18 protein-coding genes are annotated in these 19,345 nt (G+C 73.3%); 9 read left to right on the top strand and 9 right to left on the bottom strand.

The genetic code is table 11. The features are described from left to right. Positions 1-171: 171 nt before the first annotated feature. On the bottom strand, positions 172-1,080 hold the full coding sequence (locus ADL05_RS14485) for a serine hydrolase (RefSeq protein ID WP_053617486.1): 909 nt from the start codon (positions 1,078-1,080) through the stop codon (positions 172-174). Then, positions 1,077-1,970, bottom strand: coding sequence for a LysR family transcriptional regulator (locus ADL05_RS14480; protein ID WP_053617485.1), 894 nt, complete (start codon positions 1,968-1,970; stop codon positions 1,077-1,079). Before ADL05_RS14480 ends, ADL05_RS14485 begins: the two co-directional genes overlap by 4 nt. Before the next feature lie 116 nt (positions 1,971-2,086). On the opposite strand from ADL05_RS14480, the gene bla reads away from it, so the two are divergent. From bla to ADL05_RS14465, 3 genes are all read left to right on the top strand, one after another. Beyond that, complete coding sequence (bla, locus tag ADL05_RS14475; RefSeq protein WP_053617484.1) at positions 2,087-3,007, top strand: class A beta-lactamase; 921 nt, start codon at positions 2,087-2,089, stop codon at positions 3,005-3,007. A 74-nt stretch (positions 3,008-3,081) separates the two neighbouring features. After that, positions 3,082-3,435 (top strand): DUF3817 domain-containing protein, encoded by a 354-nt coding sequence (locus ADL05_RS14470; protein ID WP_053617483.1) that lies wholly within the window; start codon positions 3,082-3,084, stop codon positions 3,433-3,435. 155 nt (positions 3,436-3,590) lie between these two features. Next, positions 3,591-4,004 (top strand): YchJ family protein, encoded by a 414-nt coding sequence (locus ADL05_RS14465; RefSeq protein WP_053617482.1) that lies wholly within the window; start codon positions 3,591-3,593, stop codon positions 4,002-4,004. On the opposite strand, the gene ADL05_RS14460 is transcribed toward ADL05_RS14465, so the two are convergent. Then, a complete protein-coding gene (locus ADL05_RS14460) occupies positions 3,983-5,416 on the bottom strand; it encodes a hypothetical protein (RefSeq protein WP_053617481.1) in 1,434 nt (477 codons plus the stop codon). The two genes, ADL05_RS14465 and ADL05_RS14460, sit on opposite strands and share 22 nt — an antisense overlap. A 373-nt stretch (positions 5,417-5,789) precedes the next feature. Here ADL05_RS14460 and ADL05_RS14455 point away from each other — a divergent pair, with 373 nt between their 5' ends. After that, on the top strand, positions 5,790-6,185 hold the full coding sequence (locus ADL05_RS14455; RefSeq protein ID WP_053617480.1) for a VOC family protein: 396 nt from the start codon (positions 5,790-5,792) through the stop codon (positions 6,183-6,185). Positions 6,186-6,239: 54 nt separating this feature from the next. Then, positions 6,240-7,097 (top strand): hypothetical protein, encoded by an 858-nt coding sequence (locus tag ADL05_RS14450; RefSeq protein WP_156365847.1) that lies wholly within the window; start codon positions 6,240-6,242, stop codon positions 7,095-7,097. Positions 7,098-7,151: 54 nt separating this feature from the next. Here the strand turns inward: ADL05_RS14450 and mug are convergent, their stop codons facing one another. From mug to ADL05_RS14425, 5 genes are all read right to left on the bottom strand, one after another. Beyond that, positions 7,152-7,757, bottom strand: a complete 606-nt coding sequence (mug, locus tag ADL05_RS14445) for a G/U mismatch-specific DNA glycosylase (RefSeq protein ID WP_197285801.1) — start codon at positions 7,755-7,757, stop codon at positions 7,152-7,154. A gap of 111 nt (positions 7,758-7,868) precedes the next feature. Beyond that, the gene (locus tag ADL05_RS14440) at positions 7,869-8,543 is read right to left on the bottom strand and encodes a haloacid dehalogenase type II (protein ID WP_053617478.1); all 675 of its coding nucleotides are present in this window, start codon (positions 8,541-8,543) and stop codon (positions 7,869-7,871) included. Between the two features lie 256 nt (positions 8,544-8,799). Further along, entirely contained in the window at positions 8,800-10,800 is a 2,001-nt protein-coding gene (locus ADL05_RS14435) for a WD40 repeat domain-containing serine/threonine protein kinase (protein ID WP_053617477.1), read from the bottom strand. 301 nt (positions 10,801-11,101) lie between these two features. Beyond that, complete coding sequence (locus ADL05_RS14430) at positions 11,102-12,790, bottom strand: ABC transporter ATP-binding protein (RefSeq protein ID WP_053617476.1); 1,689 nt, start codon at positions 12,788-12,790, stop codon at positions 11,102-11,104. Beyond that, positions 12,787-14,487: an ATP-binding cassette domain-containing protein gene (locus ADL05_RS14425; protein ID WP_053617475.1), complete on the bottom strand. Its 1,701-nt coding sequence runs from the start codon at positions 14,485-14,487 to the stop codon at positions 12,787-12,789. Before ADL05_RS14425 ends, ADL05_RS14430 begins: the two co-directional genes overlap by 4 nt. Positions 14,488-14,799: 312 nt before the next feature. Between ADL05_RS14425 and ADL05_RS14420 the strand changes: the two genes are divergently transcribed. From ADL05_RS14420 to ADL05_RS14400, 4 genes are all read left to right on the top strand, one after another. Then, positions 14,800-15,075, top strand: a complete 276-nt coding sequence (locus ADL05_RS14420; RefSeq protein WP_053617474.1) for a hypothetical protein — start codon at positions 14,800-14,802, stop codon at positions 15,073-15,075. A 367-nt stretch (positions 15,076-15,442) separates the two neighbouring features. Next, complete coding sequence (locus tag ADL05_RS14410) at positions 15,443-16,483, top strand: iron ABC transporter permease (RefSeq protein WP_053617472.1); 1,041 nt, start codon at positions 15,443-15,445, stop codon at positions 16,481-16,483. Next, positions 16,480-17,313 (top strand): ABC transporter ATP-binding protein, encoded by an 834-nt coding sequence (locus ADL05_RS14405; RefSeq protein ID WP_053617471.1) that lies wholly within the window; start codon positions 16,480-16,482, stop codon positions 17,311-17,313. The genes ADL05_RS14410 and ADL05_RS14405 overlap by 4 nt, the downstream gene beginning before the upstream one ends. Further along, positions 17,310-18,353 (top strand): ABC transporter substrate-binding protein, encoded by a 1,044-nt coding sequence (locus ADL05_RS14400; RefSeq protein ID WP_053617470.1) that lies wholly within the window; start codon positions 17,310-17,312, stop codon positions 18,351-18,353. Before ADL05_RS14405 ends, ADL05_RS14400 begins: the two co-directional genes overlap by 4 nt. Positions 18,354-18,715: 362 nt before the next feature. Here the strand turns inward: ADL05_RS14400 and ADL05_RS14395 are convergent, their stop codons facing one another. After that, the gene (locus tag ADL05_RS14395; protein ID WP_053617469.1) at positions 18,716-19,177 is read right to left on the bottom strand and encodes a hypothetical protein; all 462 of its coding nucleotides are present in this window, start codon (positions 19,175-19,177) and stop codon (positions 18,716-18,718) included. Between the last annotated feature and the right edge of the window lie 168 nt (positions 19,178-19,345).

Below are 19,345 nucleotides of genomic sequence, written 5' to 3'. Positions count from 1 at the left end.
CGGCCCGGCGCCCCGTAGGGGTGAGGGCAGGTCGGGGGAGGTCGGTTCGCGCAGAAGCGGCCCGGGGCCACGCCCAGGCGGCGCGCAGGTGGCCGGTTCGCACAGATGTGGCCCGGTGATCAGACCCGGGCGACGCACAGGTGGTGGGTTCGGGCAGACGCGGCCCGGTGATCAGACCCGGGCGGCGCGCAGGTGGTCGCGCAGGGCGCGGGCGACCCGGGCCATGAGCGCCTCGGCGCCCGGCTGGCTGTAGGCGGGCACGCGCGAGGCCGTCATGGCGGCGACCGCGAACACCTGCCCGTCGGCGTGCTCGACCACGCCCACCTCGTGGCGCAGGTGGAGCAGGGTCCCGGTCTTGGACGACCACTGGGACGCGTCGGAGCTGAAGTCGGGCGCCAGCCGGTGCCGCAGCACGTTCCCGGCCATGAGCTCGCGCACCCGCGCGGCGACCTCGGGGGTGATCCCGGACGGGGTCCACACCGCCTGGAGCAGGTCGACGAAGGCGCGCGCCGTCCCGGAGCTGGCCCGGGTGATGTCCAGCTGCGGGATACGGTGCCCCCGCCCGGGGGTGCCCGCGCCGATGGCCAGGACGTGGGCGAGGTCGACCTCGGCGGGCGAGAGGCGGTCCGCGGGAGTGCTGGTGAGCTCGCCCATGGTGTGCCGGACGGTGACGCCGCGCAGCCCGAGCGCGCGCAGCACGGCCGCGACCTCGGCGGGCGGCGTGAGTTCGAACAGTGCGTCGGCCGCCGCGCTGTCGCTCAGGCACGTGCTCAGGTAGAGGAGGTCGTCGATCGAGATCCGGGCCGGGTGCCGGAACCGCGTCACTCCGATGGGGCCCGGCGTGGTGACCCTCCCGGGCTGGACGAGGACCTGGGTGGCGCCGTCGAGTTCCCTCCGGTGCACGCGTTCCAGGACGGCCAGGGCGAGCGGGATCTTCACCAGGGAGGCCGACGGTAGCTCCAGGTCGGGTTCGATACCGAGTTCCTCCCCCGTGCGCAGGTCCCGGACCAGGAACGATCCGTCCAGCCCGCCGGCGTCGAGTTCCTCGCGCAACTCCCTGAGCAGCGCCTGGCCGTTCATCGGACCTCCTCCGTGGCCTCCGGGGTGCCCAGGCAGTGCCCGAGCGGCTCGTACAGGGCACCGCGCAGGGGCTCGGCGTCTCCGGCCTCGTCGGCGGACACGTCGTAGCCGCGTGCGAGACGGATCTCGCCGAGGGGGCGCCAGTGCAGGCCCAGTTCCTCCGCCTGGCCGCGCGAGCACAGCAGGAGGTCGGCCGACGCCAGCACCTCGGCGGTGGCGGAGGCGAGGGAGGCGGCGACCGCGACCTGTCCGGGCCGCAGGCCGACCGCGTCGCGGACGCGGGTGAGCGGGTCGCGGATGTGGGGGACGTCGTCCTCGGGCTGGATCCACACCCGGCGGGCCCCCGCAGGCGGGTCGGTGCGGCCCACCCGCAGGGTCTCGACGTAGGCGACGGCCACCGCGGGCTCGACCGCCGCGGCCACCCCCAGGGGCACCGACCAGGCGGCCTCGCCCGAGGGCACGGCGATGACGGCGGCGCGGACCTCGCGCGAGCGCAGCAGGTGGACCCGCTCGCCGGGCGGGCCCGGTCGCGGGTCCAGGCGCAGGCCCTGGCGGCGGCCCTCCGCGGCCAGCAGCGCGAGTTCGCGGGTGGGGCACACGTCGGGGACGGCCAGGCCGAAGGGCGCCTGGCGGGCCCGGTGCGCGTCGTGCTCCATCGACTCGGCCAGGTCGACCAGGCGGCGGGCGGAGGGCAGCATGTCGCGGCCGAAGCGCGTGAGGGTCGCCCGGCGCGAGGTGCGGTCGAACAGGCGGGCACCTAGGTGCTTCTCCAGGGCGGCCACCCGTCGGCTCGCCACGGGCTGCGGAATGCGCGCGGCGGCGGCTCCGAGGGTGAAGCTGCCGCGATCGCTCACGTAGACGAAGGCCCGGCAGGCCCCGACGAGGTCCATGCACCACACACTATGCCGAAAACGCATGGGAGTGCTCATTCGCGTCTTGGACAGCATGAGCGGGGAGCGCGAGACTGCTGAGCGTCACCGATCGAATCCGGACGGGGAGTCCCACCATGCGTGTACCCATCACCCGACACCAGGCCCTGGCGGCGCTGGCCACCGTGGCCCTGGCGCCGCTGACCGCCTGTGCGACGCCCGGAGCGGCGGAGGCGCCCGCCCCCTCGGCATCGCCGACACCGTCGGCGTCGGCCGCCGCCGCGGACGCCGACTTCGCGCGGCTGGAGGAGGACTTCGACGCCAGACTCGGCGTCTACGCGCTCGACACCGGCAGCGGCGAGGCCGTCGGGTACCGCGCCGAGGAGCGGTTCGCCTTCGCCTCGACCATCAAGGTCGCGCTGTTCGGGGCCCTGCTCGAACGGGCCACGCCCGAGGAGTTGGAGAAGGACGTCACCATCACCGAGGACGACCTGGTCAACTGGAACCCGGTCACCGAGGACAACGTCGGCGGCGACATGTCCCTGTTGGAGCTGGGCGACGCCGCGCTGCGCTACAGCGACAACGCCGCGACCAACCTGCTGCTGGAGGAGCTCGGCGGTCCCGACGCACTGGACGCGGCGCTGGAGGAGATCGGCGACGACGTCACCAGCGTCGACCGGATCGAACCCGGCCTGAACGAGGCCGTCCCGGGTGACGAGCGCGACACCAGCACTCCGCGCGCGATGGCCACCACCCTGGAGGCCTTCACCCTGGGCGACGTCCTGCCCGAGGTCGACAGAGAGATCCTCACCGAGATGATGCGGGGCAACACCACCGGGGACGACCTGATCCGCGCCGGCGTCCCCGACGGCTGGGAGGTCGGCGACAGGACCGGCGCGGGCGGCTACGGCACCCGCAACGCCATCGCCGTGGCGTGGCCGCCCGAGGACGACCCGATCGTTGTCGTGGTCATGTCCAGCCGCGACCAGGAGGACGCCGAGTACGACGACGCCCTCATCGCGCAGGCCACTGAGGTCGTGGTCGAAACCCTGTCCTAACCTGGAACCGGTCCCGGCCGCCGACGGCGCGCCGGGGCCGGTCGTGTCCGGCACCCACGAGTTCGAGGAACAGCGTGAGCATCTCCACCCTGACAGCGACGGCCTTCCGCGCGGTGGCCGCCTTCGAGGCCCTGACCTGGGGAGGGCTTCTGGTCGGTATGGGCTTCAAGTACCTGGTCAACGGCAACGAGCTCGGCGTGCACGTCTTCGGACCCATCCACGGCGGGGCGTTCGTCGCCTACGTGCTGGTGACCCTGTTCGCGGCGTTCCGGCTGCGCTGGGGCGTGTGGCCGACCCTGCTGGCGCTGGCCGCCTCCGTACCCCCGATGGGCACCCTGGTCGCCGACTGGTGGCTGCACCGCACGGGCCGCCTGACCCCGCCCGAGCAGCGCTCCGCCGCCGACCGGACGCCCGAGACGGTCGCCTGACGGCTCCGGTCAGCGGCATGAGGGCGGGCACGAGCGTGTGTGCGGGCGCGGCGGGCGCACCGGTACGAACGCGGGTCTGCGTGGCCCCCGGCCGCAAGGAGCCAGGGGCTCGCGCGGGGGCACGGCCACCGCCGGTCAGAGGCCACAATGGACCCATGGCCCGATCCCGCCGACGCACCACCGCGCCGCTCGACACCGACCCCTGCCCCTGCGGTTCGCCGCGCGCCTACGGCCGGTGCTGCGGCCCGCTGCACCGGGGCGGGTCCGCGGCGCCCACCGCCGAGGCGCTGATGCGCTCCCGCTACAGTGCCTTCGCGGTCGGTGACTCCGACTACCTGATGCGCACCTGGGCGGCCGGAACCCGGCCCGCCTCGCTCGACCTGGACCCGCGTACCGAGTGGGTGCGCCTGGAGATCCTGGGCACGGGCGAGGGGACGCCGTTCCACAACGAGGGCACGGTGTCGTTCCGGGCCGTGTACCGGGAGAACGGGCGCGAGGGCGAACTGCGGGAGGACAGCCGGTTCGTCCGCGAGGACGGGTCCTGGGTCTACCTCGACGCCCTCGCCTGACCAGCCCTGCCGTACTCCTCCCGCCGCCTGCGCAGGAGTCCGCGCACACCGTCGATCGCCGCCCGCGCCCCGGGGCTGTGGGCATCGCCCGGGCCATCCTCCGGCGGCTCCGGGCCACGGGCCGCTGCCGCCTCGGCGAGTGAGGCGCGCAGCCGACCGACCAGCACGGGATCGACCTGCATGGCCTGGGCGTCCGCGCTGGTACCCGCGCCGGGGGCCGTGTCCGTACCAACCTGAGCGACGATGCCCGGAGTGGTGCCGACGCCGGGCCCGGTGGCGCCGCCCGTGTCCGTGGTGGCGCCCGAGACGGGCGCTGAACCGTCGAACGGTTCGGGCTCCGATGGCCGTGCGGGCCGAGCTGTCGGCCGCTCGGGATGGAGGAGTTCGCCGGGCACGCTCCGGCACGACCCCTGGCAGGCCCGGCACCGCCCACCGGGAACGTTGCGCACCCCAGGATGCTCAGGGCAGGTGCGTGGCGCGGTTCCCGACGCGTCGACCTCGAACGCGGGCGGATGGTCGAACACGTCGCCGCCGCCTTCGTACGGCACGCGCGGCAACGGGATCGACAGCGGTCCTCTCGGCCGGTGCACACCCGCTCCGAGGCGGCCGTCCAGGAATTCCCGGGCCGAACGCGGATCCGCCAGACGCCGGATGAGGGCGGGAAAGGGTCTGATCAAGGTGTCCGCCCCGGACAGCAGAGCGGACAGCGCGGAGGCGTCCAGACCGGCCTGGGCCAGGCGCTCGACGGCCCGGGCCAGGGCGGCGCGGTCCGCGCCCGGGTCGCGCAGGGCCCGGTCGGGGATGTCGGCGACCGCCTCCAGCGCGTGCGCCTCCGCCGTCTCGCGCGCCTTCGCGCGTCCTGTGGTGTCGCTCCCACGGACGGACCGGGCGGCCTCGTCGTAGAGGGGTGGAATGGGAGAGGGGTCTGCGGATCGATCTGAGACGCCGCCGGTGTCGATCTGACCTGCCGCGGAAGTCGCCGGGCCGGGACGCGACCGAACGGTCAGCGGCTCCTCCCCCAGTACCGCGCGCTGCCGATTGATCTGCTCCAGCACCAGCGCAGGGTAGGCCCGAGCCGGGACCATCAGCTCCAGCACGGCGGGAAGGCGGTCGCCGTACCGGCGCCGGGCCGCGAGGACCTCGGCGAAGAACCGGCGCGCCTCCTCCGGCGCGAGCTTGCGCACCAGCCCCGCCCGCACGAGGTCGGCGAGGCCGCGCTTGACGGTGGAGGCGCTGGCGAGCCCGCCCGTGCGTTCGCTGACCGTGTCCACGAACAGGTAGCACCAGCGGCCGTCGACGTCGACGGCACCGGAGATGATCCTCGCGACCAGGTAGGCGCGCTGGGAGGGCATCAGCCCGGCCCGCAGCGCGTCGTCGATCCAGATCGAGGGGTGGAACCCGTCGGCGCGCATCGAGCGCAGGGGGCGCTTGCGGGGACCGGTGGTCGCGGCCGGGACCGGATCGGGGTTCGGGCCGGGTCGGATAGGCGGAGTCGCCTGTACTTCGGGGCTGGAGAAGTTACACTTCACTCCGAGCCGCCTTCCTGGTTGTGCAGGAATCGGTGGTCAGAGGCCGTCCACGTGTTGGTAGCACAGGGCGGCCTCGATTTTTTGCGCGTCACGACCGCGCAGGCGAACAGGAGTTCGCATGCGCCGCGATCACGAAGCAGGATGCCACACCACCACGGTGTGTGCGGGGCGTTTGACGAAAAGTCCGCTGGGCTCTCGGCACGGGACCGCTACCGTGTCCAGCCGCGAACGCCCCACGTGCTCGGGAGGCTTTGACATGGCCAGCAAGTTCACCGAACTCGCGATCGACTGCGCCGACCCCGCCGGTCTCGCCCGGTTCTGGTGCTCGGTCCTGGGCTACGAGGTACAGGACGTCGACGAGGACGACGGGCTGGTCACCATCGGCTCGCCCGAGGTCCCCGAGGGTAGAAGCCGCCCCGGTCCGGTGCCGCCGTCCCTGACGTTCGCGCGCGTGCCCGAGGGCAAGACCGTCAAGAACCGGCTCCACATCGACGTCAACCCGACCGACAGGGAGCGGGACGAGGAGGTCCGCCGCCTGCTGGACCTGGGTGCCCGGCACGCCGACGTCGGGCAGACCGGCGACGTGAGCTGGGTGACGCTCTCCGACCCGGAGGGCAACGAGTTCTGCGTGCTCGCGGGCCGCCACCCCTGAATTCGTGGAAACCCGGTGGACGCGAGCCCGGCTCCGCGGCCACCATGGGCCGCGATGACAGAAGCGAGGGACCCCTGGGCGGCCGCAACGGCGGCGTCACGCGATGAGCGGCTGCGGCTCCATCGGCGCACGGTCAGGCACGGCGACCGCAGGTACACCGTGGTCAGCCTGCGCCCCTCCGACCCGTGGCGGTTCGGGGTCCGGATCGACGAGTGCACCATGATCACCTCGGACGTCGCGGGCACCCGGGTGCTGGGTCGGTTGCTGTGGGGGCTGGCCTTCCAGCGGCGTCCGGACACCGTGCTGCTCATCGACTCCCCGCACCTGGTGCCCAACCCCTACGACGGGCTGCCGAGCCCGCGCCTGGCCTTCGTTCCGGCACCGCTGGCCACCGTCGACACCTCGGCGGCACGCCGTCTCCGTCGGCAGAGGCCCTCCCGGCGCCCCTCCGAGGGCACCCTCACGTGGAACACCCACAGCTACCCGGACGCACTCGCCGCCCGCCTCGCCTGGCAGCGGAGGGTGTGGACGAGCGGCCACGGAGTCGAGCACACGTGGACGGAGCCGCCCAGGGGACCCGAACTCAGGGTCTTCGGTGACTTCGTGACCATCAGCGGCGACCGCGGAGCACTGCGGCAGTGGGCGCTCGACCTGGGCGGCGCGGGCCTCTTCTGGCACGCGGACCAGTCCTGCGCGGAACCCGACTTCGGCTTCGCCTTCGACGTGCACGCGATCCGCCACTTCCGCCGCCAGGTCTCCATCGCGGGACGGGCCCGAAGCGAGGTCACGGGTCAGGACGACGCCCCCACCGATCCGCGCATGCTGAGCGAGCGGATCACCCGCCACGCCGAAGCCGTCGCCGCCAGGGAGCCGGGGCCCTGGGACCCGTTGCGCCCGATGCCCTTCGGATGAGCGACGAGCCGCACGGGTGGACGCGGCCACGGCGGGCCGCACGCGGACCGGCGGTCAGCGACTCCCGCGCCGGTCCGGCAGGCCCGCGGCCCGCCGCAGTCGCGCGAACTCCTCGGTAAGCGGGCCCAGCTGCCAGTGCGCGTTCCTGCCACTGGGGTTGGGCAGGAGCCACACCCGCGTCTCCCCCATCCCGATGTCCTGCGGCCCCACCTTCGCGCCGCGGTCGCCGAAGGCGTCCCGGAACGCGGTGACGCCCAGGACGGCCAGCCACCGGGGACGCCACAGCTCGACCTTGCGCCGCAGCCTCCGCCCGCCCTCCACGGCCTCCGCCCGGCTGAGCTCGTTCGCCTGCGCCGTCGTCCGGTCGACGACGTTGGTGATGCCCAGGCCCAGCGCGAGGAGTTCGTCCTCCTCGTCCGGCCGCAGGCGGCGGGGCGTGAATCCGGATCCGTGCAGGGCGGGCCAGAAGCGCGTGCCCGGATTGGCGAAGTGGTGCCCGGCCGCCCCGGACGCCAGACCGGGGTTGATCCCGCAGAAGAGCACGTCCAGGCCCTCCACCACGACGTCGGGAACCACCTTGTCCCGGGCCGCCTCCAGCTCCGCCCGGCTCGGACCGGGCACCCGGCGGCCCCTGGCCGGTGAGTCGTCGTTCGGGGGCATGAATCCACTCTCCTCCGGGGTCGGTGCTGCGGGAGCGACCCGGTCCCGGTCTCGACGGAGGCATACGCCCCGACCGCCCGTCGGCGAAGTACGCCCTGGTGCGGGCGGGGATCAGCCGGAGGGGAGGCGCAGCAGGCGTTCGGCCACCTCGACGAGATCGGAACCGCTCACGTCAGGTGCGGTGAAGACGTCACCGTAGCGGCCCTCCAGCCGCGAGCACCAACCGGTGAGACAGCCGGCCCGCTTGGCCCCATGGCAGTCCCAGGCGTGTACCGCGACCATCGCCATGCCGCCGGGCGGCGTCCCGAGTTCGCTGGCCGCCACACGGTAGATGGACGGTGCGGGCTTCCAGATACCGGCCTGGACGGCGGTGACCACGTGGTCCACATGGCGCGCCAGCCCCGCCCGTTCCAGAAAGTGCGCCGTGTTCGCTGCGCTGCCGACGGTCAGGCAGCCGACCGTCAGCCCGGCTTCGGAGAGCCGGCGCAGCGCCGGTTCGGCATCCGGATGGGCGGGCAGCCGACCGAACCCCTCCAAGACGTGGTCGATGTCGGCCTCGGTGGCGGTGTGGCCGGTGTCCGTGAGCAACGCCTGCCGTGCCACCGGGTCGAACGAGGCGAAGTCCCCGGCGAGGGTCAGCGCCATCGAGTCGCGTTGGAACCGCATGAACCACGGCTCCAACAGCCCGGCGGGCTGGCCGACCTCCTCCAACCGCGTCCGGAGCGGTTCCAGGTCCACCAGGGTTTCGAGCACATCGAAGGCGACGGCGCGCGGTCGGGTGGTCATGAGGCCTTCCTCGGTTGGCGGTTCCTGCTGCCGGACCCTCCGGGGTCCGATGCCGAGGGAGCCGCGTTCCTGGAACTCTCCATCCACGGCGCTCGGCCGTCCCCTCCCGCATCCTACGAGCGCGGGTCGGCCGATCCCTGGATTGTGGCGCCGCCGCGTCGCGACGACGGCGTCCGGCCCGCGCGAGGAGGACACCGACCCCGTCAGCGCTCTCCCGGCCGTCGAGCCTGCGGGACGTGGGACGTGCGTACGGACGTCAGCCGATGGTCCAGAGCCTCGGTGTCCCGTCATCGTTGCCCGCGACGAGACTGTTGCCGTCGGGGCTGAAGGCCACCGATGTCACCGAATCGTCGTGATCGGTGAGGGTGGCGATCTGATGACCGGTGTCGACGTCCACCAGGCGCACGACACCGTCGTTGCCGCCGGTGGCCAGGGTGGTGCCGTCGGGGCCGAACGCCACCGAAAGCACACTCTCGCGGTACTCCGCGAGGGTGGTGATCTGCTCGCCGGTGCCGACGTCCCACAACCGTACGGTGTTGTCGAACCCACCGGAGGCGAGGGTGGTGCCGTCAGGGCTGAACGCCACCGCCGCCACCGTGACCTGGTGTGCGGTGAGGGTGGCGACCGGCTCGCCGGTGCCGGCCTCCCACAGGCGCACGGTGCCGTCATTGCTTCCGGTGGCCAGGGTGGTGCCGTCGGGGCTGAACGCCACCGAACGCACGCTGTAGCTGTGGCCGGTGAGGGCGGCGACCTGCTCACCGGTGCCGACATCCGACAGACGCACGGTGTCGCCGTCGGCGCTGGCGACGAAGCGGCCGTCGGGGCTGAACGCGACCGCGTACACCGACCCCTCGTGTCCGGTGAGGGCGGCGACCTGGTCGCCGGTGCCGGCGTCCCACAGGCGCACGGTGTCGCCGCCACCGGAGGCGAGGGTGGTGCCGTCGGGGCTGAACGCCACCGAATGCACGTCGTCGCTGTCGCCGGTGAGGGTGGCGACCTGGTCACCGGTGCCCGCGTCCCACAAGCGCACGGTACCGTCAGAGCCAGCCGTGGCCAACGTGTCGCCGTCAGCCCCGAACGCCACCGCGTCCACCGACCCCTCGTGGCCCGCGAAGGTGACGTCCGCTGTCGGGAGGTACTCCCCTACCACGAGGGCGACCAGAACCGCGACCGCGATCGCCGCGCTGATGTACCGCCACATGTTCTTCCTCGGTCTCCCCGCACCGGAACCCGCCGTCACCGTGGCAGGAGCCGTGGAGACCGCGGTGTCGGTGGCAGAGGGCCGTGTTCGGCCACTGGTGGACGTCAAGGCACCGCCCGCGCCGGTCCCGGTCCCGAAACGGGGGTCTCCGGTGGGAAGCACAGGCGCTTCTTCCGCAACGGAGGGGTCCGGTGCCACGGGCGGGGCCGTGTCCGGTCCCGGTCCCAGGATGCGGCGCGAGGGCCGGGAACCGGGGCCGAGTTCCTCGAAACGGTTGAGGATCTGGCTGGGAGTGGGCCGCCGGTCGGGGTCGTGGTCCCAGCATTGGCCGATCAGTGTCCGGATGTCCGGGTCGAACTCTCCGGGGTCGGGCGGCGGGCTGATCAGGCGTCGCAGTGTCTCGGCCATGGTGGCCCCGGAGAAGGGGTTGGTGCCGGTGGCGGCGTAGGCGAGCACCGTCCCCAGGGAGAACACGTCCGAAGCCGGGCCGACGCGGGAGCCGTCGGTCTGTTCGGGGGACATGTACGGCAGGGTGCCGAACACCGCTCCCTGGGTGGTCATGCTGTCGGCGTCCAGCGGGCGGGCGATACCGAAGTCGATGATGCGGGGCCCGTCGTCGGCGAGGATGATGTTGGCGGGTTTGAGGTCGCGGTGCACCAGGCCGCAGGCGTGGATGGCTTCCAGGCCCTCGGCGAGCCCGGTGGCCAGGCCGTGGAGGGCGGGCGGGGTCATGGGGCCGTGCTCCCGGACGGCCTGGCCCAGGGTCGGACCGGGGATGTGGGCGGTGGCGATCCAGGGCAGGTCGGCGTCGGGGGCGGAGTCCACGACCTGGGCGGTGTGGAAGCCGCCGACCCTGCGCGCGGCGTCGGCCTCGCGGGCGAAGCGGGCGCGGAAGCCGTCCTCCCGCGCGAGTTCGGGAAGGACGACCTTGATGACGAGCGCGCGGCCGGAGGGGGTCCTGGCGAGGTAGACACGACCCATACCGCCCGCGCCAAGGCGGTGGGTGAGGCGGTAGGGGCCGATACGGGTGGGATCGCTCGGGTGCAGGGGGTGCAAAGGACTGGTGCTTTCCGGACTCGCACGGGAATGAGCTGGACGCTCTGGAGGGCTCTTGGTCAGATGCCGGTGTCGGTGGTGGGGTTCGACCACCGGTGGCGGTGGTCGGTTCCTTCCTGTCTGCTTCGTCGTGTCCGTGCTGTCCTCTGGTGGTGCGGGAGCCCGGGGGGTGAGGGGTCGAGGTCCGATCGGGCCGCGTGCGGCCGGTGGGCGGCGTCCCGGCCGCTCCTTCTCCGGGATCCTCACCCTCTGAGGAGGGCGGGGCCGCCGTGCCGGGACGGCTCTGGCAGATCCGACCGGGTCAGCCGCCCGCCTCCCGCGCGGCGAGCGGGCTCCCGGCCACGTCCACGACGCGTCCGAGGCGGGCGAGCGTCTCGGCCCGGTGGGAGGCGATGAGGACGGTACCGGGGAACGCGGCGATGACGTCGGAGACCAGCCGTTCGGTGGTCGGGTCGAGACTGGCGGTGACCTCGTCCACCAGCAGGACGCGTGGTCGGCGGGCCAGGGCGCGGGCCAGGCACAGGCGTGCCCTCTGTCCGCCGGACAATCGCACACCCGCCTCGCCGAGGTCGTCGTCCAGACCGATCCACGAGGCGGCTTCGACCCGTTCGAGCAGGGCGGCCAGGTCGTCGTCGGACCGCGGCCCGCAGCCGCGCAGCAGGTTGTCGCGGACGGTGCCGTGGAAGAGCACCGCGTCCTGGTCGACCAGTGCGACGGCCCCCCGCAGCGCCGCGTCGTCGAGATCGGCGAGGGGGATGCTCTCGCCCTCGGCCCTCACGAGTTCGACCGTGCCCGCCGAGGGGTCCCAGAGGCGGGTCGCGAGCGCGATGACCGTGCTCTTGCCCGAACCCGAAGGGCCGACCAGCCCGACGTGCTCGCCGGGAGCGAGGTCGACGGACCAGGACCTGAGCGTGGGCTGCCGGCCCTCGTAGGAGAAGGACACCTCCCGGAACCGGAGGCCGAGCGGCCCGGCGGGCAGCCGTCGGGGCGCGTCGGGAACACTGACGACCGGGGGCCGCCGGATTCCGGCGGCGACGCGTTCGGCGCCGGCGACGAGCGGGTGGAGCCGGGTGAGGGTGTCCGTGGCGTCGACGACCGCGGCGATCCCGGCCAGGGCCAGCGCGATCAGCGCGGGCAGCTCCGCCGGGGCCAGCCGCACCGGGGCGCCTTCGGTGAGCACGCCCGCGGCGGTGGCGCTGGTGGCGATGACCCCGACGACCACGGCGGTGAGGATGAGTTCCCGCAGAGCGGTGACCAGCTGCGAGAGCAGTTCACGCCGACGCGCGAGGGCGGTGGCGCGCGCGGTGGCGGCGCTGGTCTCGGCGACGATCCGGGGGACGAGTCCGTAGGCGAGCACCTCGCGCAGGGCGCCCAGCGCGTCGACGATGTGCTCGGACAGGTCCGAGCGCTCACGCTGTTCCCGCTCCCCCAGGCGTCGGGCGGCTCCGGCCCAGTACAGCGCGCTGGTCGCCACGACGGCGGCGCCCACGAGCATGACGAGCGCCGCTTCGGGCAGCAGGACGGACGCGGTGGCCAGGGAGGCGGCGAACAGCGTGAGCGCGGCACCGAGCTGGGCGATCGTGTGGGCGTAGAAGAACTCGAGCTTCTCGATGTCCTCCATCGCGACGGTGGCCGCGCGCCCGGAGTGCTCGCGCCGCCGACCCGGAACACTGCGCGCGTAGGCGTCGAACAGGGCCATCCTCAGCCGGGCCAGCACCCGGTAGGCCAGGGCGTGCGAGACGTCCATCTCCCGCCAGGTCAGCACCACGCGCAGCAGCACGAGCCCGAGGACCAGGGTCCACCAGAGCGGCCCGGGCGGTGTGCGCTCCACGACGGCGTGGCCGACCGCCCAGGCCGTGAGGACGGCCAGAGCGGCCAGGCCGAGCGCGCTCGCGGTGCCGAGCACGTAGCTCCAGAGCATCCCCCGCCATTGCGGCCGCAGTACGGGCAGCAGTGCGCGGAAGGCGCGGGACGCGGAGAGGGGCTTCACGGGGCACTCCTGTGCAGGTGTCCGGCGTCGAGGCTCAGCACGTGGGGGACCTCGGTGAGGGTCTCGGAGCGGTGGCTGATCATGATGACGATGCGGTCGCGGGCGACACGGTGCAGGGTCTCGATGACGTCCGCGGAGCGGTCGGCGTCCAACGCGCTGGTCGGCTCGTCGACGAGCAGGACCGGGCGCCGGGCCAGCAGTGCGCGGGCCAGGGCGAGGCGCTGGCGCTGTCCGCCCGACAGGCTGGTTCCGGCTTCGGTGACCTCGGTGTCGAAGCCGCGCGGGAAGCGCCGGATCTCGTCGAGGACCCCCGCGGCGCGGCAGGCCGCGGCCAGGTCCGCTTCCGCGGTGGCGCCGGCGACCGTGAGGTTGTCGCGGATGGTCCCGGCGAAGAGCACCGGCCTCTGGGAGACCACGGCGATGTCGCGGGTCCGCAGCGGTCGGCGGTCGAGCTCGATGCTTCCGGCGCGCGGGGTGAGGAAGCCCAGGAGGAGGTCGAAGAGAGTGGACTTTCCCGCCCCGGAGGCTCCGACGATCGCGGTGAGCGCGCCCCGCCGGGCCGTCAGGTCGAGATCGTGGATGACGTCCTCGGGTGCGTCGGGGTAGCGGAAGCTCAGACCGGTCACTTCCAGTGTGTCGGCACAGGGGTCGTCGGTCGCCGGACCGTTTCCGGGGTCGGGCGGGATGGTGGCGGCGGCGGGGGCTGCGTCAGTACGGGCGGGGCCCACGGGGTCGGCGTCGTCGCGCTGCTCGGTGAAGGCCCCGATCCGCTGGAGCCCGGGGATCGCGGTGAGGCCGAGGAATCCGGCGTGCCAGTGCCGCGAGAGGTCCCGGACGGGACGGAACGCCTCGGAGGAGAGCAGGAGGATCAGGTAGGCCTCGACGGCGGGGGCCTGCCCGGTGACCGCGTGGGCGATGGCGAGGGCGGCGGCGGCGACCGCTCCCCCCTGGACGGCCGCGTCGGTGACGGCCGTCTCGCCCAGGGAGCCGCGCATCACCCGTTCGGTGGCCCTGCGCAGCGCCTCGGATCGGTCGTCCAGGCGCTCGCGCGTGCCGGACACGTCGCCGAGCGTGCGCAGGGTGGCCATACCGCGCAGGGATTCGAGCAGGTCGGCGCTGAGCGCCTCGTAGCTGTCCCAGTGGTCGAGCCCGCGCCGGGCCATCATCCGCTTCCACGCCAGGGGCCCCGCCAGGGCGAGCACGATCCCCGCGGCGACGCACGCCCCCGCCCACGGCGAGAGCGCTACGAGTGCGATCACGACGATCGGGCAGGTCAGGAGCAGTTGCACGATGGCGGGAACGTACTTGGAGACGTAGGCGTCGATGCCGTCGACGCCGTCACCGAGGCCGGCGCGCATCGAACCGTCCCGGGCCGCCGTGTCGTGCAGCCGCGCGGGCACGAGCGCGGCCCGCATCGCGCGGCGGCGGACCGCCTGTCTGACCCGGCCCCCCAGATGCGCGGCGGCCGACGCCTGGGCCAGGGAGAGCACCAGGCGCAGCAGGGCGATCCCGAGGATCAGCGACAGGGCGACGAACACGTCCCGGGCCTGCCCGTGCAGCACCGCCGACATCGACCAGGCGATCGCCACGGCCTGTCCGACGTGGCTGAGGAAGACCAGGACCAGCAGGGCGACGCTCCGCGCCAGGGCCGCGGGGAACCGGGCCGCCTCCCGCCACAGCAGGGGAACGATCATCATGCGTCCGACTCCTTGTCGAGGTCGCGTGCTGCGGGGAGCATCGCCGGGGCGTGCACGGTCCAGCGGCCGCGCGTGGCGACGAATCACGACACCGGTCGGCAGCGCCATCGGCGGGGCAGGGCGCCCGCCCGGCACAGGGCCCGGCACAAAGTCGCGGTGGCCTCGGCGGAGGGCGCGTCCGTCGCGATGGTCTCGTCCGCGACCGGTGCGCCCCGAGGACCCGGATCCCGCGGGCCTGGGCCGATACGGGTCCACTGGGGAACGAGACTCACCCTAATTGAAAACGATTCCCATTTCCAATAGTCTGGGCCCGTGACCTCCCAGGAACCCCTCGGCTCCGACCACGGCGCGGGCCGCACCCACGCCGTGGTCGAGGGCACCGTGAAACCGCTCGGCAGCGCCGTCCTCGCCGAGCACGCCGGGTTCCTCTCGCTCCCCCGCCATGGCGAGGGCAGCCTCGCAGGGGCCTTCGTCGACGACCGCTCCGGCGTGCGCGGGGGCTCCGGTCCGGCGAGGGACGACGCCTCCCGGCGGCCGTCCCCGGTGAGCACCTCGTTCGCGGCGCCTCGGGCCGCTACGCGGCGATGAGGACCGGGCTGGGCGCGAACGCACAGGCGTGGAGCGACGTCCTCACCCGCGTCGAGCCGGGCGCCCTCCCGCTCGGACAGCGGTGGGCCGAGTTCGGATCCTCGGACACCCCCGAGGGAATCGCGCACCCGCGCCGGATCCCACCGCCGCACCGTGCCGGAGCCCTGGACGCCGGCACCACCGGATCAGCACCGACCGCCCCTTCGACGACCTGAGAGAACCCCCGCGACAGATGGCACCAGCAACCAACGGGAGAAACGTGTCGACTCCCCTCCAACGCCTCCTGCCCCGCGCCCGCCCCGCAGGAACTCCCCCCGGCGGCGCCCCGGCCCCGGCCGCCCCCGCGTCCGACCCCCGGCGGCGGGGCGTGCTCGCCGCCCGGCTCCTCGTTCCGGTCCTGGCCCTCGCGCTCGTCGCGGTGGTGCTGCTGTCGGCCAGTGTCGGCACGATCGACGTGTCACCGGCGGAGGCCCTGCGCATCGTCATCGGCCATCTCGTGCCGGGCATGCCCTGGATGTCGGACGGGTCGCTGACGACGGTGCAGGACAACGCCGTCTGGCAGTTCCGGCTGCCCCGCGCGCTCCTGGCCGCGACCGCCGGCGCCGCGCTGGCGCTGGCCGGCGCGCTGATGCAGGCCGTGGTCCACAACGCCCTGGCCGAGCCCTACATCCTCGGCGTCTCCGCCGGCGCCGGAGTCGGCGCGGTCTCGTTCATCGTCCTGGGCCTCGGGTCCAGCGCCCTCGGAGTCGGGGGCGCGGCCTTCCTCGGCGCGCTCCTGGCCACCGCGGCCGTCTACGCCCTGGCCCACAAGAACGGACGCATCGCTCCCCAGCGCCTCATCCTCGCCGGCGTCGCCCTCGGCTCGCTGTTCAGCGCAGCGACGAGCTACCTGACCATCACCACCGACGCGCAGAATGTCTTCAGCATCATGTTCTTCCTGCTGGGTTCGGTCTCCGCCGCCACGATGGGCCACCTCGCGCTGCCCTCGGCGGCGCTGCTCATCGTGGGGCTCCTCGCCGCCTTCCGCGCGCGGGCGCTCAACGCCCTCCTCGTCGGAGACGACGCGGCCGCGTCGCTGGGCGTCGACGTCAACCGGCTGCGCAGCGGCACACTCGTCGCCGCCGCCCTGCTGACCGGATCGGTCGTCGCGGTCTCGGGAGGCATCGGCTTCGTCGGTCTGATCATCCCCCACATCGCCCGCATCACCGTCGGTTCCGACCACCGCAGGATGCTCCCGGTCGCCCTGCTCGGCGGAGCGGTCTTCCTCGCCTCCTGCGACTTTCTCGCTCGTACCCTGGCGGCTCCCGCGGAGGTCCCTCTGGGCGTGCTCACCGCGATGGTCGGAGCACCGTTCTTCCTGTGGCTGCTGCGGCGCGACCGCGCCGACAGCGTGGGGGCGGGCCGATGAGAGTCGAGATCGAGAACCTCACCGCCCACCGCGGCGGACGTCCCGTCGTCACCGACGTGAGCGTCTCGGTGCCCTCGGGCACCGTGCTCGGGCTGCTCGGGCCCAACGGGAGCGGCAAGTCCACCCTGCTGCGCGCCGTGTCGGGGCTCTCGGCCCCCTCAGCCGGCCGCGTGCGCTTCGGCGGCACCGACATCACCGCGCTCAAGCGCCAGGACCTGGCCCGGCACGTGGCGGTGATGGCACAGGAGCACAGCGAGGAGTTCGAGATCCCCGTGCTCGACATGGTGCTGCTCGGACGCATCCCGCACGGACGCGGGTACGGACGCGACTCCGACCGCGACGTCGCCCTCGCCCGCGAGGCCCTCAGCCATGTCGGCGCCGCGCACCTGGAGACCCGCTCGTTCTCCGCGCTCTCGGGCGGCGAGCGCCAGCGCGTGCTCTTCGCCCGCGCGCTCGCCCAGGACACGCCCGTACTCGTCCTCGACGAGCCCACGAACCACCTCGACATCGCCCATCAGCTCGAACTCCTCGACCTGATCGGGACGACCGACCGCACCGTGCTGATCGCCCTGCACGACCTGAACCTGGCCGCGCGCTCCTGCGACGCCGTCGGGGTCCTGGCCGAGGGGCGCCTGCTCTCCCTCGGCACCCCGGACGAGGTGCTCCACACAGACCTGGTCCGTTCGGTCTTCGGCGTCGAGTCGACAGCCGTCGCCCATCCGCGTTCCGGACGGCGGCACCTGCTCTTCGACGCCCGCGGCCCGCTGGAGCCGAACGACCACGGACCCGCGAACCCATCCCCGACAGAGGAAGACGTCACCACCCCATGACAGGCACCACCAACCGGCCCACGTCCCGGCGCCGTTTCCGTCCCCTCAGCCTCTCGACCGCCTGCGCCGCCCTCGCCGTACTACCGCTGGCCCTGACCGCGTGCGGCAGCGGCGTCACCGCCGACCCGGCGGGCACCGAGGACTCCGGAGAGACCGTGACGGTCGCCAACTGCGGGCGGGAGCTGTCCTTCGACACCGCGCCCAGCAGTGTCGTCGGCCTGATGCCCTCGCAGACCGAACTGCTCATCCGGCTCGACGCGGCGGACTCCATCGTCGGCCAGGCCCAGACCGAGGTCTCGGCACTGCCGGACGACATCGCCGGCCAGGCCGCCGACATCCCGGTGCTCAGCGCCGACGCGCCGCCGGCCCGCGAGGACCTCCTGGCCGTCTCCCCCGACTTCGTGGCCTCCCCCACCGAGTACGAGTTCACCGCCGAACAGGGTTTCGCCAGCATCGAGCAGCTGAACGAGAACGGCGCTCAGGCCTACGTCGCGACCGGCGGCTGCGCCGACCGCCGCAGTACCGCGGAGGTCACCGACCTCCTGACGGACATCGCCGACCTCGGCGCCATCCTGGACGTCCCCGACGCGGCCGAGGAGCTGGCACAGGACGTCGAGGGCCGGCTGGCCGCCGTGGAGGACGCGATCGGCGGCTCCGCACAGCCCACGGTCGCCCAGGTCTACGTCGAGGGCGACTCGTTGTCGGCCATCGGCGCCGGCATCGAGGCGGACATCATCAGGGCCGCCGGCGGCGACAACGTCTTCGACCCCGACGCCCCGGAGTTCGCCGACTTCTTCGCCGCACAGATCAACCCCGAGGAGATCATCAGCCGCGAACCCGACGCCATCGTGTTCGGCGCGAGCGGGCCCGAGCACGAGGAGGAGACCCGCGAGTACCTGCGCAGCACCTTCCCCGACGTCCCGGCCGTGGAGGACGACCTCCTCATCGCCATTCCCGCGAGCGACCTTTACCCCGGAGCGCTGGGGAACATCGACGCCGTGGAGACGATCGCCCAGGGGCTCTACCCCGACGCGTTCTAGCCCGTCGGCCGAGCTCGGCCCGTGGCCCGGACACCGCTCCGGCCGCGGGCCGAGCCGTTCCCCGCACACCACGACCAGGGGTACGCCCCCGGCGCTGGTAGCCGTGTGCGGCCGGGGTGGGACGCGGCAGGTTCAGGAGCAGAACCAGTGGCCTGTGGGACGGCCGGGGCACGACCGGCACTCGAAGACGTCGATGCCGCCGGCGTCTCCCGGCATCAGCCCAGCGGCGTTGTGTGCTGCTCGGGCCCGCTCGCAGTCCCTTGGCTCCTCGCGTCGTTCGGCCGGTCCTCCACAGGGAGCCAGGTGCGCCACGAAGCCCCGTCGTACTCCCACCTGTACCGGGAGACGCTCGACGTATCTCCTCAGCCTTGCGGTGCGGCGTTGACGCAGTACACGTGGGCGTTCAGGTCGGGTTCGTGTTCGAGGAGGTGGTCGGTGGTCTCCCAGAACAGGGGCAGCCACGGGTGCGGTAGGGCCTTCTCACGGTCGAGGCGGTCACCGTAGAAGGGGTCCCCCTCGTGGAATTGGGCCGCTTGGACGAGCGAGCACGCGGGAGCGGAGGAACCCTGCACCGGGCCCACCCGGCAGCCGAAGGTGGTCCGGTTGGGACTGGGCTCCAAGGGGTTGCCAGGGGCCCAGGCGTCGTCCATGACGACGTCGATGTAGGCCTCGTGCACGTCGCCGTGGTTGTAGAGGTGGGCGTAGTAGATCGCGAACGCGCCGTGCTCGCTGTTGACGAAGCCGCAGATCCTCAGGTGCTCGGAGTCGCAGTGGTCGCACGTGAAGGGGGTGACCTGGCGGTCAGGGTCGATTCTCAGTTGCATCCGCGGATTCTCCCATCCCGTACCGACGCTCATCTCCGGCCACGTCACAGCCGCCCTCGGCAGCGTCCCATCTCCGGAGCTCGAACCCCTCGGGCCGGTCGCGCCCTGCCCCGGCCCAGCTCCGTCCCCACCTGATCGAGACGCACGCGTCTTGTTCCAGCTGCCCCG

Source organism: Nocardiopsis sp. NRRL B-16309 (genome assembly GCF_001279585.1).
Taxonomy (GTDB): Bacteria; Actinomycetota; Actinomycetes; order Streptosporangiales; family Streptosporangiaceae; genus Nocardiopsis.
Note: the sequence above shows the minus strand (reverse complement) of the source record. Positions and strands in the feature narration are given on the sequence as shown.